At 49.7% G+C, this 18,744-nt stretch carries 15 protein-coding genes; 11 read left to right on the top strand and 4 right to left on the bottom strand.

Annotated features, from left to right (window positions below; all coding sequences use genetic code 11):
• Positions 1-55: 55 nt before the first annotated feature.
• Genes JCM12296_RS11185 through JCM12296_RS11175 form a run of 3 tightly spaced genes read right to left on the bottom strand, consistent with a single transcriptional unit; the run spans position 56 to position 4,517 of the window.
• Positions 56-697, bottom strand: coding sequence for a TetR/AcrR family transcriptional regulator (locus JCM12296_RS11185; RefSeq protein ID WP_054692747.1), 642 nt, complete (start codon positions 695-697; stop codon positions 56-58).
• The gene (locus JCM12296_RS11180; RefSeq protein WP_054692744.1) at positions 678-1,802 is read right to left on the bottom strand and encodes an NADH:flavin oxidoreductase; all 1,125 of its coding nucleotides are present in this window, start codon (positions 1,800-1,802) and stop codon (positions 678-680) included. Before JCM12296_RS11180 ends, JCM12296_RS11185 begins: the two co-directional genes overlap by 20 nt.
• Before the next feature lie 36 nt (positions 1,803-1,838).
• Positions 1,839-4,517, bottom strand: coding sequence for a molybdopterin-dependent oxidoreductase (locus JCM12296_RS11175; protein WP_054692741.1), 2,679 nt, complete (start codon positions 4,515-4,517; stop codon positions 1,839-1,841).
• Positions 4,518-5,147: 630 nt separating this feature from the next.
• Here JCM12296_RS11175 and JCM12296_RS11170 point away from each other — a divergent pair.
• From JCM12296_RS11170 to JCM12296_RS11120, 11 genes are all read left to right on the top strand, one after another.
• Positions 5,148-6,824: a DUF1302 domain-containing protein gene (locus JCM12296_RS11170; RefSeq protein ID WP_083456062.1), complete on the top strand. Its 1,677-nt coding sequence runs from the start codon at positions 5,148-5,150 to the stop codon at positions 6,822-6,824.
• 53 nt (positions 6,825-6,877) lie between these two features.
• Complete coding sequence (locus JCM12296_RS11165) at positions 6,878-8,236, top strand: DUF1329 domain-containing protein (protein WP_054692729.1); 1,359 nt, start codon at positions 6,878-6,880, stop codon at positions 8,234-8,236.
• 43 nt (positions 8,237-8,279) lie between these two features.
• Positions 8,280-8,900 carry a WD40/YVTN/BNR-like repeat-containing protein gene (locus JCM12296_RS11160; protein ID WP_054692726.1) on the top strand — a complete coding sequence of 207 codons (621 nt, stop codon included), beginning with the start codon at positions 8,280-8,282 and terminating at the stop codon, positions 8,898-8,900.
• Positions 8,876-9,205 (top strand): beta propeller repeat protein, encoded by a 330-nt coding sequence (locus JCM12296_RS11155; protein WP_157067540.1) that lies wholly within the window; start codon positions 8,876-8,878, stop codon positions 9,203-9,205. The genes JCM12296_RS11160 and JCM12296_RS11155 overlap by 25 nt, the downstream gene beginning before the upstream one ends.
• A gap of 17 nt (positions 9,206-9,222) precedes the next feature.
• Positions 9,223-9,408: a hypothetical protein gene (locus JCM12296_RS11150; protein WP_054692721.1), complete on the top strand. Its 186-nt coding sequence runs from the start codon at positions 9,223-9,225 to the stop codon at positions 9,406-9,408.
• 2 nt (positions 9,409-9,410) lie between these two features.
• Positions 9,411-11,774: an efflux RND transporter permease subunit gene (locus JCM12296_RS11145; protein ID WP_054692718.1), complete on the top strand. Its 2,364-nt coding sequence runs from the start codon at positions 9,411-9,413 to the stop codon at positions 11,772-11,774.
• Positions 11,775-11,905: 131 nt separating this feature from the next.
• On the top strand, positions 11,906-13,261 hold the full coding sequence (locus JCM12296_RS11140; RefSeq protein ID WP_172683861.1) for a DUF1329 domain-containing protein: 1,356 nt from the start codon (positions 11,906-11,908) through the stop codon (positions 13,259-13,261).
• A 114-nt stretch (positions 13,262-13,375) separates the two neighbouring features.
• Positions 13,376-15,187, top strand: coding sequence for an acyl-CoA dehydrogenase (locus tag JCM12296_RS11135; RefSeq protein ID WP_054692751.1), 1,812 nt, complete (start codon positions 13,376-13,378; stop codon positions 15,185-15,187).
• Between the two features lie 26 nt (positions 15,188-15,213).
• A complete protein-coding gene (locus tag JCM12296_RS11130) occupies positions 15,214-15,822 on the top strand; it encodes a 4Fe-4S dicluster domain-containing protein (protein ID WP_054692711.1) in 609 nt (202 codons plus the stop codon).
• Positions 15,741-16,373 carry a heterodisulfide reductase-related iron-sulfur binding cluster gene (locus JCM12296_RS11125; protein WP_083456061.1) on the top strand — a complete coding sequence of 211 codons (633 nt, stop codon included), beginning with the start codon at positions 15,741-15,743 and terminating at the stop codon, positions 16,371-16,373. The genes JCM12296_RS11130 and JCM12296_RS11125 overlap by 82 nt, the downstream gene beginning before the upstream one ends.
• Positions 16,374-16,435: 62 nt before the next feature.
• Positions 16,436-18,208 carry an aldehyde ferredoxin oxidoreductase family protein gene (locus JCM12296_RS11120; RefSeq protein WP_054692704.1) on the top strand — a complete coding sequence of 591 codons (1,773 nt, stop codon included), beginning with the start codon at positions 16,436-16,438 and terminating at the stop codon, positions 18,206-18,208.
• 54 nt (positions 18,209-18,262) lie between these two features.
• Here the strand turns inward: JCM12296_RS11120 and JCM12296_RS11115 are convergent, their stop codons facing one another.
• Positions 18,263-18,529: a hypothetical protein gene (locus JCM12296_RS11115; RefSeq protein ID WP_054692702.1), complete on the bottom strand. Its 267-nt coding sequence runs from the start codon at positions 18,527-18,529 to the stop codon at positions 18,263-18,265.
• Between the last annotated feature and the right edge of the window lie 215 nt (positions 18,530-18,744).

Genomic DNA, 18,744 nt, shown 5'->3' with positions numbered 1-18,744 from the left:
CTATGAATAGCTAATTTTTCAACTTAAGATTTGAACAAGCGAAATCCAAGCAATATTACTCCGTTGTGAGTAATTTGTAAAACATCCCATGCACTTCGTCTATCAGTGCATCGCTTACATCAACACCAAAAATTTTAATATAATCATAATATTCAGATGTGTCTTGGATGTGAGGGATGGTCATTTTCCAATAAACGAAGAAGGACAAGATCATTAACGCACCGATCAGAGGATTAATACTGTGAAATTCCTTTTTTTCAATCCCTTCATCGAGGATGTCCCTGAAAAAGTCGACGATTAGGCCCATTGACCGGGTAATGAAGTCTTCTGGCAAAAACTCTCCACCTGAAAGCAGTTCCCTGACGACAATTGAATGAATGGTATTGTTCTTTCCAATTTGGGCAACGGACTTGATGAAATAATGCAGTTTTTCGGATGACGTAAGCTGGTCCCAATTGTTGCCCTTTTTGGCTAAGAAAGCTCCTCCCACCTCGAGAATTTCATTAATTACAGAACTGTAAAGGGTATCTTTATCCCCCATGTAATAATACATGCTGCGTTTGCTGATGCCTGCTAGATCCGCTATTTCATTGGTGCTTACACCGGAATATCCTTTATCGGCGAAAGCTTCGGTGGCTTTTTCGAGGATGTGTTTGATTTTCTTTTGTCTTTTTGCCTTAATGTCTTTTCGAGACAAGATTTATCTCCTTATGCTTTTCTGCGACACAATGTAATCCCCTGCCTTGAAGTGCTGGTTTTATGCACAGATTGTCCGATATGCAGGCGGATTTTTGGACGTTTCCGGACTTCCAGCGGTTGATCAGGGCAGGTTCTCTGATGAGTGGGCGGCATAATGAAACATAGTCTGCCACGCCGTCATTGACAATCTGCTTGGCGATGTGAAAAGAGCGGATTCCTCCGACTAAAATGAGCGGCGTAATCATTTTTTCCTTGTACAATTTCGCTTGTCGGGCGTAATAAACTTCTTTCTCCGTGGAAGCCATTCCTTCGCTGGTGGATATCGAACGATTCACGTGATGTCGGTCGCCGCTTAGCTCTATGGCATCAATACCTGCTGTTTGTAACAGGGTTGCCAGATCCAGCATGTCGTTTACAACGAATTCGCCTATCGCATGGTCCTGGGAATTGATTTTGATGATGACCGGAAACGCGTCACCGGTATCATTTCTAATTTTGTGATAGACGTCGAGTACGATTCGAGCACGATTTTCGATTTTTCCGCCATAGCGATCACTTCTATCATTGTGCCGTGGAGAGAGAAACTGGTTCAACAGATAACCATGTCCTGCATGAATCTGCACCCCATCAAATCCGGCCAATTTGGCACGAACGGCAGCCTGTCCAAATGACGCTGCAATCTCCTCTATATCACGATCGGACATTGCACGGCATTCAATTCCTTTCGCGTTTCTTTGAATGGAAGGCCCGATTGCTTTAATCCCCGTAAGTTCGGTATCCGCACGACTGCCTGCATGAGAAAGTTGCATGAAAACCTTACCACCCGCATGATGGACCGCATCTGTCATCTTTCTCAGATCGTCGATCAAATCATCGCTATCGATGGCAAGCTGCCATGGGGCCGCTTGACCATCACGGCGCACGAACGCATGCCCGGTGATAATCAAGCCAACGCCTCCCTGTGCAAGTCGGGTGATGAACTGGGTAAGCTTTTCGGTACAATACCCGGAGGCAGACGCCATCCCCGTCCATGTTGCAGAACGAATGAACCGATTCTTGATTTCCAGACCCTTAATTTTTGTGCTTTCGAAAAGTTCAGGCATGCTATATACTGAATAAACGTTTGGTATGTCAATAAATCATTGACGTCCGGCAATCGTTTCGATAGCGGATTTGATTTTATCAGGGGTGGCCGGAAGATCGCGTATCCATACACCCGTTGCATTTTTGATCGCATTGATCACTGCCGGTGCCGTCGGCACCATACACATTTCACCGATGCCGGTGGCACCCAATGGACCATTTGGCCTGGGGGTTTCCCGAATGATGGTTTCCATTTCGAAATGATCACGTATGGTCGGGAACTTGAATGTCACCCAGTCCTTGGTTTTTCCGGGGATATACTGCTCTCTAAGGGCATACCCGACGCCCATGTCCATCCCGCCTTCAATTTGCCCGGTCAGATTAAGTGGATTGATCACCGGCCCGGCATCGACGGCAGTGGTCATCTTCAGCATTTTCACTTTGCCCGTTTCCATGTCGACTTCGAGTTCGGCAAGCTGAACGGCATGAACCTGGGATTCGAACGAAGGGCCTTGACCGGTATGCGGATCAAGGGGTCCTGCATCTTCGTTCTTCTTCTGTCCCAGATATCGTCTGGCTTTTCCTGCCTTTTCCAGCTCTGCCCCTGTTTTGGCCCCTGTTTCTTGCATGGCGGTTTTGAGATGGGTCAAGGCATTGATCAGCGCACCGCCGATCATATAGGTAATCCTGCTACCGGCAGCAGGTCCACTGGCGGCCGTTTGATCGGTATCACGGGTGTGCAGGCGGATACGCTGAATGGCAATTCCCATGAATTGTGCTGTTAACTGGCCCAACATGGAGTCGTTGCCTTCTCCCGGATCGGCAGCTGCAGCGTATATACTGATGCCACCATCGTCATCCAATTCGACCGAAGCCACGGAAATATCACCAGGTCCACCAATGCCAAAAGATCCGGTGGCGATACCCACGCCGCGCCTGATTTTTCCCTGTCTGAAAGGCTTGGCATTTTCTATTGCGCGTTGATAATGCGGCCGTATTGATTCAATGAGTTCAGCCAGGGGCCATTGGCTAACCACACGACCGGTGGATTTGCTTTGGCCGGGTTGCAATGAATTGCGCAGCCTGAATTCCAAGGGGTCGATGCCGGTTTTGTCCGCAAGCATATCCATGGCGCATTCCAATGCGAAATTGGCCTGAGGTGGCCCGGCCCCTCTTGCCGCACTGCCCCAGGGATTATTGGTGTAAACCATTCTGACGCGCGCTTTGACGTTGGGTATGTGATAGGAACCGGACAGCATCAGCATACTTCGGTAAGCGACGACATGGCCAATGGAGTAGTATGCGCCTTTATCAATGATGAAGTCATTGCAGTAAGCCGTCAAATAGCCTCGCTCGTCCGCGCCTAACTTAACGTCCAGCTGGAACGCATGTCGTTTAGAGGTCATCAACATGCTTTCGGTCAACGTGGGGATGTAGCGGACGGGACGGCGGAAATGAATGGCGGCGGCACCGGCGATACCCTCTGAAATGACATCGATCTTGATGCCAAACTGACCACCGGAATACGCCTCGATATACTTCATGTCCTCCCATCCCAGTGCATCTTGAAGCATCCCCAGATGGTAATGGATATTGATACTGCGGCCGATGATCACCAGTCTGTCTTTTTCCTCGGGGTCATCTGCGTCTTCCCAGAAGGCGATGGTGGCTTCGGGTTCGAGCGGGGCCTGATGATTGACCTGGGTTTGAAAATGGGCTTCAATCACGGTTGCCGAGGTGTTCAGCGCCTCTTCCGCCTGGCCTTTGATTTGGGGTTGCTCATAGCAAAGATTAGGAAATTCGTCATGAATGGGTAGGGCGTCCTCTGCTAAGGATGACTGGGGACTCTCCATTACCGGCAATGGCTCCAACGCGACGTTGATCGCGGCAAGGGCGGTTTCCGCCTGTGACCGGGTTTCTGCGGCCACGACAACAATCGGATCTCCGATATAGCGAACTTTGTCTTCGCAAAGAACAGGCCGGTCCGGCACCAGATATTTGAGGCGATTGGTGCCTTTAATATCGGCCGCTGTCATCACCCCCGCAACCCCTGGAAACGCCATGGCTGCTGTGGTATCGATGGCAACGATACGGGCATGGGGCACCGTGCTCCGCAAAACAGCAAGCTCGAGTGCTCCCTGAAGATGGAAATCGGCAGTAAAGTGGGCCGTCCCGCACGCCTTCGCCATGGCGGAGGGCCTGGGCCATGATTTGCCCATCATGTTATTCTGATCAGGCTGCGGTCGGATATCGTCCGGGCTGACTTCTCCACGAATGAAACGGCCTGCCAGCTTTACCGCCTCAATAATTTTTTTGTATCCGGTGCAGCGGCAAAGGTTGCGGCGCAGGGCCTGAACAATTTGGTCGTTGCTTGGATCAGGATGTTTATCGAGCAGCGCTTTGGCGGCCATAATCATTCCGGGTGTGCAAAAACCGCATTGTACTGCCCCTGCAAGAACGAAGGCTTCCTGTATAAGATGAGGATTGTCAGGCGTTCCGACCCCCTCTATGGTGATAACCTCGGCACCACCCAAATCGTTGAGACGAACGAGACAGGCGCGTTTTGCCTCTTTGTTGATAATAACGGTACATGCACCACATTGGCCCTTTCGGTCACATGACTGCTTGGCTCCGGTCAGCCCAAGGTCTTCACGAAGCAGATCAAGCAATACTGTTTTGGAATCGGCGATCCATTCATGCTGGATACCGTTTACGGAAAACCGTATCTTTTTCATAAATTATTATCCACCTCTCTAAGTTAGAAAAAAACACGGGAAAACGTGCTCTAATACTGTTTTTCCAATAAAAGCACCCCATGCCGCCGGAATGTATGAACTAAATAGTAACACTAAAGAGTGACACCAATTAAACGAGCAAAAAGCAAGGCTTGTCAAGCATTTTTTAATATTTGAAATTTCAAAATAACGTTTTCGGTATCCGGATGCATGTCGGTCATACATGCATTTATGTGGCTGGTTAAAGTTGGAACGATTAAGATTGGGAAGCGCCGATAAATTTCTTGACAGCCGGTTGCCAATTGCATTAAACGTTTTTGAACCGATAGGTGACACAAATCAGTAACCACATTATATGCATAATCCTGCTTATCGCCTGACCCGATTCATAATCACTGTAGGCAGCGGAATCAGATCTGCTACCTTGAACGCCGCATAACGCGAAAGTGTTTGATGGGGCGAGAATTTTTTTTTCGCTGAAAATGAATGCAATTTATAAAATGACTAACAAAAAAGTATGCTTGGCCGTATTTCTCTGGATGAGACCGTATTTAGGCGGCTGTGTGGAGCAGCACTGCTTTCTATCGGCATTCAATAAACATTTTAACACCGTGGCGTGGGAGGGAGGCTATGGCAAGAATGGTTTCTTCGGCATTTTCAACACTGAATCAATGGCGGCTAAGGTCTGTATACGCAATTCTATCATCCATCATCTCAATTTTAATGGTCGTATGCGCGAATGCTTTTCAACTCTACGACGGTTCGGATTTAAAAGTAAAATGGGACACGACGTTGAAATACAGCGCTGGATTTCGTGTCGCAGATCAAGACGATGACCTGATTGGTCGCGCCAACCTCAACGCCGATGATGGCGATCGTAATTTTGATAGCGGTCTCATATCCAATCGATTGGATGTCTTCTCCGAGATGGACGTCTTATATAAGGATTTTGGGTTCCGCATCAGCGGCGCTGCATGGGTCGACACGGTTTACTTGAATGATAACGACAATGATTCTCCGGGTACATTCAATGGCACCGGAGATAATGACGAGTTTACCGATGATACGGAACAACTTCACGGGAAAAATGTCGAATTGCTGGATGCTTTCGTATTTGGCCGCGGTCGACTCGGAAATATGCCGGTGAGTTTTAGGCTCGGTCGACACACCATGATATGGGGAGAAACGCTCTTCATGGCAAAAAACGGGATTGCACATGGGCAGGCGCCGTTGGATGCGGTCAAAGCGCAAACCGTCCCTGGGACCCAGGCCAAAGAACTCTTTATGCCAACGGGGCAGTTGTCCGGGCAGATTCAACTGAAACCGAATTTGAGTTTGAATGCCTATTGGCAATATGAGTGGAGAAGAAGCCGGATGTGCTCCGCAGGTAGCTATTGTAGTGACGCGGATATGATTGATGCCGGCGGAGAACGCATTCTGCCAGGTATCGATACGCCGTTTGGCCCTGCATACCTGGATCGGGGTGACGACCTGGGCGCCGGAAACTCAACGGGTGAATTCGGTGAGACCAATTTTGAAAACTACGGCGTTGGTCTACGCTTTCGATCTGAGAAAATAGACACGGATTTCGGGCTATACTATGTCCATTTTAACGAAAACATGCCCTATTGGATTTACACCGTTGAGGACGCGCCGAGCATCACTGCCGACGGTTTCAGGGTTGGAGAGTACTTTTTGGCCTTCCCGGAAGATATTCACATGATCGGTATGAGCTTTGGCACCCAAATCGGTGATGTCAATGTTTCCGGAGAAATCAGCGGGCGGATCAACGCTCCGTTAGTCAGTACTTCGGCATTCGATGGAACGGGAAAAAATAACGACGACAATCCAGCATACGCTCAAGGGAACACACTGCATGCCAATTTATCAGCCATTTATTTCATGGGGGGATCCGCCTTATGGGAGGGCGCAAATTTATTCGCCGAAGCAGGGTATACAGACCTGCTCGAAATAACGGATAACGACGAGGCCGTTGATGATAGCAGAGATGATTGGGCACTGGGATTCCGCATGGTCTTTGAACCGTCGTATTACCAGGTGTTTCCCGGGGTTGATATTACGCTTCCCCTGGGGTTGGGTTACAACGTGGCCGGTAAGTCTCCGACAGATCTTAAATTCAATGCCAACGGCGCGGACGGGGGCGGGGATTTTAGTGTCGGTGTAGATTTGACCTATTTCAATGTTTGGAAGTTTGGAATCAAATATACCAATTACTTTGGCGGAACAACCACCCAGACGTTGGCAGATCGTGATTTTATTTCCATATCCGTGAAACGAACGTTCTAGATATGGCATGTGGCCTGTATAAGGAATCATACCTAATTAAAGGAGAGTTCCAAATGAAGCTAAAACTCATGGTGGCTGTCTTCTCGTTACTCTTTTCGTATAGCATGTTTACTCAAGGCGCACTGGCAAAGGTCAGCACGCAGGAAGCCGAAAAACTGAAAACGGCATTGACGCCAGTGGGCGCTGAAAAGGCCGGTAATGCCGATGGCACGATACCGCCCTGGGACGGTGGCTATACAACCGTGCCGCCGGGTTACAAGTCCGGCGATTTGCGACCGGATCCGTTTTCCGATGAAAAACCGCTTTACACGATAACGGCGGATAACATGTCGCAATACGCGGAGCATCTCTCCGACGGTGTCAAGGCGTTGTTTGAAAAATATAATGACTTTCGTATGGACGTTTATCCTGCGCATCGAACCTATGCAGCCCCGCAATTCGTTTATGACGCCACTTTCAAGAATGCTACCACAGCCGAACTGCGTAACGATAATGAAGTCGTCGCTGGTGCTTATCACGGCATCCCGTTCCCGATTCCCCAAAACGGCTTCGAGGCCATTTGGAATCACAAGCTGGCGTGGCGCGGGGTCTCCATTTTTATTAAATTTCGAAACTATGTCATTACCCGAGACGGCAAAGTCATATTGACGGCAGAGGCAGAGCAATATGAACAGTATCCCTATTATCAGAAAGAGATGCCGGAAGATCAATGGAACAAAGAATTCTGGCTCTTTCGGCAGATTCAAACGGCACCCCCGTTCAAGGCCGGTGAGACCATTTTGACCCATGATGACATGGGGGCCCACGGCCGTCAGACATGGCAGTATTTGGTTGGCCAGCGTCGGGTTCGAAGAGCACCGTCCATTGATTATGATACGCCGGACTTTGTGAACTCAGGACACAATTTTTTCGATGAGGTCTTTGTTTTCGGCGGCAAGCTAGACCGTTATAACTTTACGTTGGTCGGCAAGAAAGAGCTCTATATTCCTTATAACTGCAACGGGATGCTGGCTCACAAGGACAAAGAGGTGTTGGGCAGCCATTTTGTAAATCCGGACTATGTGCGCTGGGAGCTTCACCGCGTCTGGGTGGTGCAGGCGGACCTTAAACCGGGAAAGCGCCATGCGGTGGCCAAACGCGTCTTCTATCTTGACGAAGATTGCTGGCGCGCCATCATGAGTGATGGTTGGGATGGGAAAGGGCAATTTTGGCGATCCATTATCAGCTTTCCCTTTGTTGCCATGGAGTTCCCGGCAGTGATCAACTCTCCCCAAGCCGTTTATAATTTGCAGTCGGGGGCTTACGGCGTCAATATTTTTATTAATGAAATGCATCCTCAAGTTGAGGCGATAAAAGTTCTACCGAACTCCTTCTTCTCGCCGGAGTCGCTCGCCGCAACAGGTGTCCGCTAGACGTCAATATCCCAGCGTGAAGGAGTGAAAAGGAAATGATACTATGAAAACGTCTTTACGCCTGTGCCATGGCATCGCTTTGATGGGCTTCGTGATGCTGATCTTAACGACGACAAATGTCTTCGCGCAGAAGGTTGTCCGACTTCCCCTCGAGCGCCCGGCCTTAATGTCGGAAAATTCGGAAAAAGCCACGTTGCTTTGCGTGGCCAGGGCGGGCCATCGAATTCTTGCAGCCGGCGAACGCGGCATCATCGTTTTCTCCGATGATGATGGAAAATCATGGATACAAGCCAACGTGCCGGTTAGCGTCACGTTGACCAATATCCGTTTTGCAACGCCCAAAAAGGGATGGGCTGTCGGACATTCCGGTGTGGTTTTGTATTCGGAAAACGGCGGTGAGAGCTGGGTCTTGCAACTCGAGGGACATCAGGCGGCTGCATTGATGATGGAGGCGGCTAAAGCAACGGCGAAAGCCTTCCCGGCCGACATGCGTGCCCAGCAAGCCGTTGCCAATGCCGAGTTGTTTGTTCAGGACGGCCCGGACAAACCTTTCCTGGATATCTACATGGTCGATGCACGGAAGGGTTTCATTGTCGGGGCCTACAATATGATCTTTTATACCGAAGACGGCGGAGAGTCGTGGCAGCTTGGCAAGATCACGTAGAAAATCCGGAAGGACTCCATTTGTACAGCATTTTGCCGATGGGGGGATATATCTTTATGGCGGGCGAACGCGGACTTTTTTTGCGTTCTGAAGATCAGGGGCAATCGTTTCACAAGATGCCCACGCCATACGAAGGAACCTATTTCGGTTTGCTTGCCGTTGCAAACAACCGACTGCTGATTTCGGCCTCAAAGGCAATGTTTTCAGATCCGACGATTATGGTAACAGCTGGCAAAAAATCGACGCCGGGGTTTCTGTCGCGCTCACCGCGGGGGCTGAACTTAAAGACGGCACGTGCGTTCTGACCACCCAGTATGGAGATGTGCTCATCAGCCATGATCAGGCAAATACATTTAGCAAACTGACGTTGGAGGGAGAAGTCTTCCCGTTGATGGGCATTGTCAATGCCTACAACAGAAATCTGGTTGTGGTGGGTACGCGCGGGGTCAAGGTGATCCCTGTTTCATCCGAGTTGGCAAGTGCAACCAAGAAGGATGCGGGAGAGTGACAATGAAACATGATACTGGCACACAACAACCGGTCATTGCCCGTTTGCAGGATTTTGACAAACAATCGGGAAATTTGCTGGAACGGCTGCTTTTCAATAATCGTCTTGTTATCATAACAATTTGCGCACTTTTAACCCTTTTTCTCGGTTACCATGCATTTCAACTGCGCCTCAATGCCAGTTTCGAACGCATGATTCCGACCTTTCATCCTTACATCACCAACTATTTTGAAAACAAACAGGAATTGCCCGGCCTCGGCAACTCGATCCGGATTGCAGTCGAGACGACAACCGGTACGATTTTTAATGCCGATTATCTTGAAACCTTGCGCAAGATCAACGATGAGGTTTTCTTTATTCCTGGTGTGGACCGCAATGCGATGAGATCATTGTGGACACCGTCGACGCGCTGGTCGGAAGTAACCGAAGACGGTTTGGCGGGCGGGCCAGTGATTCCCGATACCTATGATGCTTCGCCAACCAGTGTGGAACAGGTACGGGTCAATGTGGAAAGATCGGGCCAGATCGGCCAATTGGTCGCTAATAATTTCAAGTCCAGCATCATCTTTGTTCCGCTTCTCGATCTCAATCCGGAGACCAATCAGCCACTGGATTACCAACTGCTTTCCCACAGGATGGAAAAGATACGCGAGACCTATCAAAATGACACCATCAAGCTGCACATCACCGGATTTGCCAAGCTGGCCGGAGATCTGATGGATGGCCTCCAGCATGTGCTTTTCTTCTTCTTGATCGCGATCATCATCGCCGCTGTCATTATATTTTGGTATACCCGATGCCTGCGTAGCTCGATGGTTATTGTTACCTGTTCAATTATTGCCGTCATCTGGCAGCTTGGCTTGCTGCATTTGTTGGGGTTTGAGCTGGATCCCTTTTCAATGCTGGTCCCCTTTTTGATTTTCTCCATCGGTATGAGCCATGGTGGCCAGAAGATGAATGGAATTTTGCAGGATGTGGGGCGAGGCATGCACAAGGTTGTCGCTGCGCGCTATACCTTCCGCAGGCTTTTCATGGCCGGATTTACCGCCTTGGTCACCGATGCCGTCGGCTTTGCGGTGTTGATGATTATCCGCATCGGTGTCATCCAAGTGCTTGCGCTAATGGCCAGCGTGGGGGTGGCCGTCCTGATTTTCACGAATCTGGTCCTGGTGCCCATCACTTTGAGTTTTGTCGGTGTCAGTAAAAAGGCGGCTGACCGTAGCCTGAGACAGGAAACCGCTGGCTTGACAGGCGAAGACAAGCATATTGTATGGCGGTTTCTTGACCTGTTCACCCACCGTAAATGGGCCGCAGTTGCTATAGTGGTTTACCTTCTGATGGCCGGTATTGGCATTGTCATTCGATCCAACCTGCAAATTGGCGACTTGGATCCCGGCGCGCCCGAACTGAGACCCCATTCACGCTATAATCTCGATAACGCATTTATCGTTGAGAACTTCTCATCCAGTAGTGACGTGCTGGTGATAATGGTCAAAACAAAGACAAATCTATGCACGCAGTTTGATACCCTTGCAAAAGTCGATGTGCTGGAATGGCAACTGCAGCAGCTGGATGGGGTGGAGTCGACCAACTCCATGGCCCCGACCAGCAAGCAGGCGATTGTCGGGATGAATGAGGGGAGCTTGAAGTGGTATGAATTGTTGAAAAATCAATACGTCCTCAATGCGGTGACGGTGCGGGCACCGCGCGAGCTATTCAATACCGACTGCAGCATGCTTTCGTTGTTTGTCTATCTGAAAGATCACAAAGCACATACGCTGAAATCCGTGATTGATGCGGTTGAAGCATTTAAGAAACATAACGACGGTGAAGAGGTTCGTTTCCTGCTCGCCGCTGGAAATGCCGGCATTGAGGCGGCTACCAACATCGTCGTTGAAAAAGCGATGGTACAGATGCTTTATCTGGTCTACGGCTCGGTGTTTGTATTGTGTCTGCTTACCTTTCGTTCCTGGCGTGCGGCATTGGTTGCCGTTCTTCCCTTGGCATTGACCTCCATTTTGTGCGAAGTGCTGATGGTTTATCTTCGCATCGGGGTTAAGGTCGCAACATTGCCGGTCATTGCCCTGGGGGTGGGGATCGGTGTCGATTATGCACTTTATGTTCTCAGCGTCACGCTTGCCGACATCCGGTCGGGGATGACGCTCTCCGCCGCTTATTACCGGGCGCTTCTCTTCACCGGCAAGATCGTTATTCTGATGGGGCTGACGTTGGCCTTGGGTGTGGCCACGTGGTCCTTTTCGCCGATAAAATTCCAGGCGGATATGGGGATTTTACTGGCCTTCATGTTTCTTTGGAACATGGTCGGTGCGCTGGTTTTTATGCCGGCGTTGGGCGCTTTCTCCTGAAAAACTATTCAAGTGCAACCCAAACATCAAGAAAAGAAAAAAAATTATCCCTTGAGTGCAGTTAAAAAAGATAAGTTTTAAATGTGGGAATCGATAATCAGTGCCTTTACACAAAGATGGGAGATCGCGAAATGAAATTCAAAGCCTCTATTTTTGCCTTAATGATGCTTGCTACTTTTGGGCTTCTCACTCAGGAAGTCATCGCAATGGTTGTTGCTGAAAAGGCCGAACAATTGAAATCGACCCTGACACCGGTGGGCGCGGAAAGAGCAGGCAACGCGGATGGAACGATCCCGGCCTGGGATGGGGGGTACACGGCCGTGCCTGCTGACTATACTTCAGGAGATCTGCGCCCGGATCCGTTTGCCGAAGAAAAGCCTCTTTTTTCCATCAAAGGGGAAAATGTAGAAAAATACGCGGATAAACTGTCGGATGGCACACTTGCGCTTCTTAAAAAATATCCGAACTTCCGCTTGGATATCTTCCCAACCCACCGCACAGCAGCAGCCCCTCAATATGTCTATGAGGCAATCTATAAAAATGCCACCCATGCAAAACTCACCAAAGACCATAAGGTTGAAGGCGCTTACAACGGAATCCCCTTTCCCATTCCCCAAAACGGGTATGAAGTCATTTGGAATCACATCTTATCCTGGCGAGGGGTTTCCCATGTGATGAGAGAAAGAAATTATATCATTACAAGGGAAGGAAAGATTATCTTGACGACGGAAATGGAAGAGAGCAATCAATTTCCGTATTACCGTAAAGATATTTCCGCCCAAGAATGGAACAAGAAATTCTGGTATTATAAAAGCCGGCAGACGGCCCCGCCATTTAAAGCCGGTGAGACGATTCTGACCCATGAAGATCTGGGCGAAACGGGGCGCCAGACCTGGCAGTATCTTGTTGGCCAAAGAAGGGTACGTCGTGCGCCTTCGATTTCATACGATACTCCGGATTTTGTGAATTCAGGGCATAATTTTTTCGATGAAGTCTATGTGTTCAATGGTAATATCGACCGGTACGAGTTCACGCTTAAAGGGAAAAAGGAGGTATATATTCCGTATAATTGCAACGGGTTTTTATCCCATGAGGATGAAGCGGTGCTCGGCGCCAATTACTTAAATCCTGACTACGTCCGTTGGGAACTTCACCGGGTATGGGTCGTTCAAGCCGATCTTGCCCCCGGTAAGCGGCATGCCGTCCACAGGAGGGTCTTCTACATCGATGAAGATACCTGGCGGGCGGTTCTTCTTGATGGCTGGGACGGACAGAACGTACTCTGGCGATCTACCATCAGCTTGCCGATTATTGCGATGGAATATCCGGAGGTACTAAACTATACCCAAGCGGTTTATAATCATCAAAGCGGTGCCTATGGCGTCAATATGCTTCTCAACGGATTCTCCAAACAACTACAGGCCGTTTCGCCACATCCAGATACTTTTTTCTCACCGGAAACACTTGCCGCTACAGGTGTTCGATAGGATGAGGCGCGACACCACTGTCCATCTATCGTGGTGGCGGGAAGACTGAAGCTTGTTCCAACTTATCGGAAATATGCAAATTAAATAAAGTATGATCAAAAGGAGATGGGATTCATGGCGCAGCTGATTGCAGACCGCAGGGATGTTGATTTTGTTTTATACGAGCAAATGAACACTTTGGAATTGATTAAAAATGAGAAGTATTCCGGGTTCAACAAAAAGACCGTTGATATGATTATCAACGAGGCACGCAATCTTGCCATCAAAGAGGTATTGCCGACCGCCGTGGATGGAGACCGAATCGGCGCCACCTTTAATGCCGGTCAGGTAAAGGTGCCGGAAAGTTATCATCGCGTATACGAACTCATCAGAGAGGGCGAGTGGACCTCATTGACCGAAGCGCCGGAGTGGGGGGGGCAGGGAATGCCGCATATCGTCAACCGGGTGGTCGGAGAGTATCTCGAAGGCGCCAACTGGTCAGCGGTTTTTTATGCCATGATGGGGCATGGCACCGGGAAAATGATCGACCTTTATGGCACGGACCATTTGAAAAACTTATTTTTAAAAAATTTGTATACCGGCAAATGGACAGGCACCATGCTGCTCACCGAACCCAACGCCGGGTCCGATGTCGGCGCACTGACCACAACCGCCACCAAGAATGCCGATGGCACTTATCTAATATCAGGAAGCAAGATTTTTATCACCAATGGCGAACACGACCTGTCGGAAAATATCATCCACCCGGTATTGGCGCGCGTTGAAGGTTCACCCTCGGGGACTATGGGTATTTCGATTTTCATTGTTCCCAAAATATGGGTGAATGAAGACGGCAGTCTGGGCGATGCCAACGACGTGGTATGTACTGGCATTGAAGAGAAAATGGGGATCCATGGGAGTGCGACTTGTAGTTTGACGTTGGGAGGAAAGGGAAATTGTCGAGGCTTTTTGTTGGGTGATGAAAATATAGGTATGAAAATTATGTTCCACATGATGAACGAATCCCGTTTGGATGTGGCACTACAAGGGCTGAATGCATGTTCGTCGGCCTACCTATATGCATTGAATTATGCACGTGAAAGACTTCAGGGACGCGAGTTGGGGGCGGGCAAAGATGATCCATCGCAAGTGCCGATCATTCGGCATCCGGACGTACGTCGCATGTTGATGTGGATGAAGGCTCATGCGGAAGGGATGCGCAGCCTCATGTACTACGTAACGGAATTCTCGGACAGGATGGAGTGTGCTACCGATGAGGTAGAAAAACAGCAATGCGACGCGATGGTGGGGCTGCTTACACCGGTGGTTAAGGCCTATTTCAGCGAACGAGGCTTTGAGGCATGTATCCAGGCGATCCAGGTATACGGGGGATATGGATTCATCAAGGATTATCCTGTCGAGCAGCTTGCCAGGGATTGTAAGATTGCTTCGTTATATGAAGGAACGAGTGGAATTCAGGCGATGGATTTGTTGGGCCGCAAACTGGGTATGGCGAAAGGCAAAGTCTTTGAAAAATTGGTTGAGAATATCGAAACGTGTATCAAGACCGCCGGAGAGATCGAAGGGCTCGAAACCCTGGCCGCCGAAACCTCGGCCGTTATGACGCAATTTGTTGAAACCGCATCCCATATTACCAAAACCGCACAGTCGCCGGCGTTCAAAACCGCCTATGCCCATGCCCATCCTTTTCTGGAAGTCATGGGTGATATGCTGATGGCATGGATGCTTTTATGGCGGGCAAAAATCGCCAAAACCCAATTGATTCAAAAACCTAACCATAAAAATGCCTCGTTTTATCATGGTCAGATTAAAAGTGCGGAATACTTCATTTATTCTGTTTTGCCGGTTACCATTGGCAAAATGAATTCCATTAAAAGAGATGGTCGTGCTGTTGTCGAAATTGAGGAAGAACAATTTGGCGGCTGACCGATAACGCAGGCAGAGGTGTTGCCATGGATGAACATGCAAAGCGAACGTTCGAAACCATAGCGGACCAGTGTACCGGCTGCGGAATTTGTGCCGAAGGGTGTGAGCATCTGCAAAATTGTGGAGATCACCTGCCGGACGAGATTGCCAAAATTTTGTCTGCAGGAGATCCTGACGAGACGGTTATCGATTTTATTCAAAAGTGCTCGCTGTGCGGGATGTGTTGTGAGCTATGTCCGGAGGATCTGGATATTGCCGGTATGGTTCAAACAGCGCGAAGCGAGTTTATCGAATCGGGCATTGTTGATCCGGAACAGTATCACTTTTTATGGGTGGATCACGACTGGAATGCTTTTTCGCTTTACCGCAGAACTTACAATATGGATGCCCTCTATGCCGATCTGACCCAAAACCGCTGCAATGTGTTGTTTTTTCCCGGCTGCATGCTCACCAATGAAGGGCCCCATCTGGTGCAGGCCGCTGCGCAGTGCTGGGCCAGGGCGGACAAGAGGTCGGCGCGTCGCTTCAGTGCTGCGGCGCCCCCCTTTACCAGATGGGCCTGGCGGCGCGGGCCAAAGATTATTCTGAAAGGCTGTGGCGAAGTATCGAGGACCGGGGTGTCCGCCGGGTTGTGACCGCCTGCCCGACCTGTCATCAGCGGCTTGTGGAAACCAACAACAGTGACTTGGAAGTTATATCCATTTTTAAATTGATGGCAGAAGCGGGCCTCGGTGTCTCGGATACAGGCTTTAAAACCGTAACGGTCCATGATTCGTGCACGGACCGTAGCGGAGCGATCGGAAAATGTGTCCGCAAATTGTTGGCAGGTTTAAATGTCAAAGAGATGGCCCACAGCGGTACCGACACCATCTGCTGCGGATCCGGCGGGATTGTTTCCGCGGTCGATCCTGATATTTGCGAAGCGCGGGCTGCGGCCAGAATGAGAGAGGTCAGCGAGACCGGGGCTGATGTGTGTGTCACCTATTGTATGGCCTGTGCCCATCGCCTCAACGCGCAATCCAAGGGCAACTCGGTTCGCCACATATTGGAACTTGTTTTCAACGAACCGGTCGACCATGAAGCCTTTAACGAGAAAAACTACAATATGTGGACTGACGAGACAGGAGAAGAGAATTCAGACCTTCTCATGCAATCGGAAGTTTTGGACTTGCAACCTTCAAGCTAGATGGCCTTCGGTTTTGTGAAGCTGTGCCCAAAATTATTCGGCCAAAACAAGGAGGCTTTTAAGTGCACGGGTTTTTTAAAAGACTTTTAGATATTGACCTGTCCAAAATGACTTTTGGCATCAGCCCGTTGCCGGATGCACTGCTCGAGAAGACCTTGGGCGGCAAGGGGCTGGCAACGCATTTGCTGCTTGAGCACAATCCTGCCGGTGTTGATCCTTTAGGTGCGGACAACCGGCTGATCTTTGCCCTTGGACCGGTGACCGATACGGCCGTCTGGGGTGGGTGCCGCTATGGTGTTTACACCAAGTCGCCCCAGACCGGTTTTTATTCCGAATCCTACTCCGGTGGAACGGCAGCCGAGTATATGTCGCGCGCCGGGTTTGACGCGGTCATGATCCAGGGAAGGGCCAAATCGCCGGTCTGGATTGAGATCAACCCGGAGGGGGCTGTTTTCCATGACGCCCGAAAGTGGTGGGGCAAAGGGACCTATGAAACCGAGGACTGTGTCAAGGCGTGGATTAAAGAAAACCGTCCGGCTGCCAAAAAATGTGCGGCGCTAGTGATTGGTCCGGGTGGAGAGCACCAGGTGGTCTTTGCGGTCATTGAAAATGATTATTGGCGCAGTGCCGGTCGCACCGGCGGCGGGGCCGTAATGGGGTCGAAAAACATCAAGGCCATCGGGTTTTGGGGCAATCAAAAGAGAAACCTTGCCGATCCTGACAAGATACGTGCTTTGGCCAGACAGTTTGGCGATGCAAACAAAGACCATCCTGGTGCAAAAGCCTACAAAAATCTGGGAACACCCATGATGGTGGACATCATGAGCGCGGCGAACAGTTTTCCCACACGTTACTGGCATCAGGGCCAGGCTCCCCATCGAGAATCCATCAATGCAGCCGCACTGCATGAGCGCTGTGCGGTTCACCCCCGCGCTTGCCGAAAATGTTTTATGGCTTGCGGAAGGCTGTCAACGGTCAAAGAGGGCCGTCATGTGGGGTTGAAAATCGAAGGCCCGGAGTATGAAACCATCTATACCTTCGGCGGATTATGCATGGTGGACAATATCGAGGATATTGTCTACCTCAATGATGTGTGCGATCGGCTCGGTATCGACACCATCAGTGCGGGCAATCTTGTAGCACTGGTCATCGAAGCCGCGAAAAAAGGAACCGTTCAATACCCCATCGACTACGGTGAAACCGACAAAATTGCTGCCCTTTTGGAGGACATCGCAGCCAAACAGGGGCTGGGAGAGATTCTCTCCAAAGGCATCAAGACTGCTGCTGCGGCCTTGGAAATGGCAGACCAGGCCATTCACGTCAAAGGTTTGGAGCCGGCCGGATACGATCCGCGGGTGTTGAAAGGAATGGGCCTGTCCTACGGCACTTCACCTAGAGGCGCATGTCATTTGAGAACCACCTTTTACAAACCTGAGCTGTCCAAAATGATCGAACCCGATCAAATTGACGGCAAAGCGGAAATGCTCGTGGATTGGGAGGATCGACTGATCATTTTCGATTGTCTGGTGCTGTGTCGGTTCTATCGGGATTTTTACCAATGGGAAGAGCTGACCGAGATGATCGAGGCGGTGACCGGCGCTACCATGGATCAACAAAGATTGCGAAAGATCGCCGGACAGATCTCGGACAATACCCGACGGTTCAACCTTAAAGAGGGATTGACCCGGGAAGATGACAAACTGCCCAAAAGATTTTATCAGGAGCCGCTGCCGGAAATCGGCAAAGTTATCCCCGAAGCGGAGATGGATCGGCTCTTGGACGATTACTATGCCCAGCGGCACTGGAAAGAAAAAGGGCTCATGGGTGAGGGTTGAAAAACACCGATGGAATTCTCAAGGATAATCGAGCCTGATCTATAGTATTTAAGATCATGTTTTTGGCAAGGCCAGAGGGAGGACGCTGTATAAACCATACCGCGACGACCGATAACGCAGCCCAAAAACATGATCTTGAATGCTATAAACTTTTTTCATCCAATTGTGAAGACACCCTGCGCTGAGTCGAATAAGATGACGCAACAAAAACGCGTCTCGATCATATACTTCTGCTATTTCCTCCAAGTTGTTGCCATAGAACGCCTTGCTGCCGTCCACCACTGATTGTCCTGATACGACTGCACCGAAAGTGGCAGGCATACAAATTCCTTCATTTGACCAGGAAAAAGGCTTGACAACGATTCGATCCTTTAATAATTACACCAATAGGTGGCACTATAAAGTAAGATAATTTGGTTCAATCGTTGTCGACGCGCAAATTGCATGATCCGCTACTTGGGCTCACCCAGCCATAAACGATACTTTCCCATGATATTCTAATAGAACGACGAATGCGATGAAGAGCAGCAGAATAC

It is taken from the genome of Desulfosarcina cetonica JCM 12296 (assembly GCF_001311845.1).
Lineage (GTDB): Bacteria > Desulfobacterota > Desulfobacteria > Desulfobacterales > Desulfosarcinaceae > Desulfosarcina > Desulfosarcina cetonica.
Note: the sequence above shows the minus strand (reverse complement) of the source record. Positions and strands in the feature narration are given on the sequence as shown.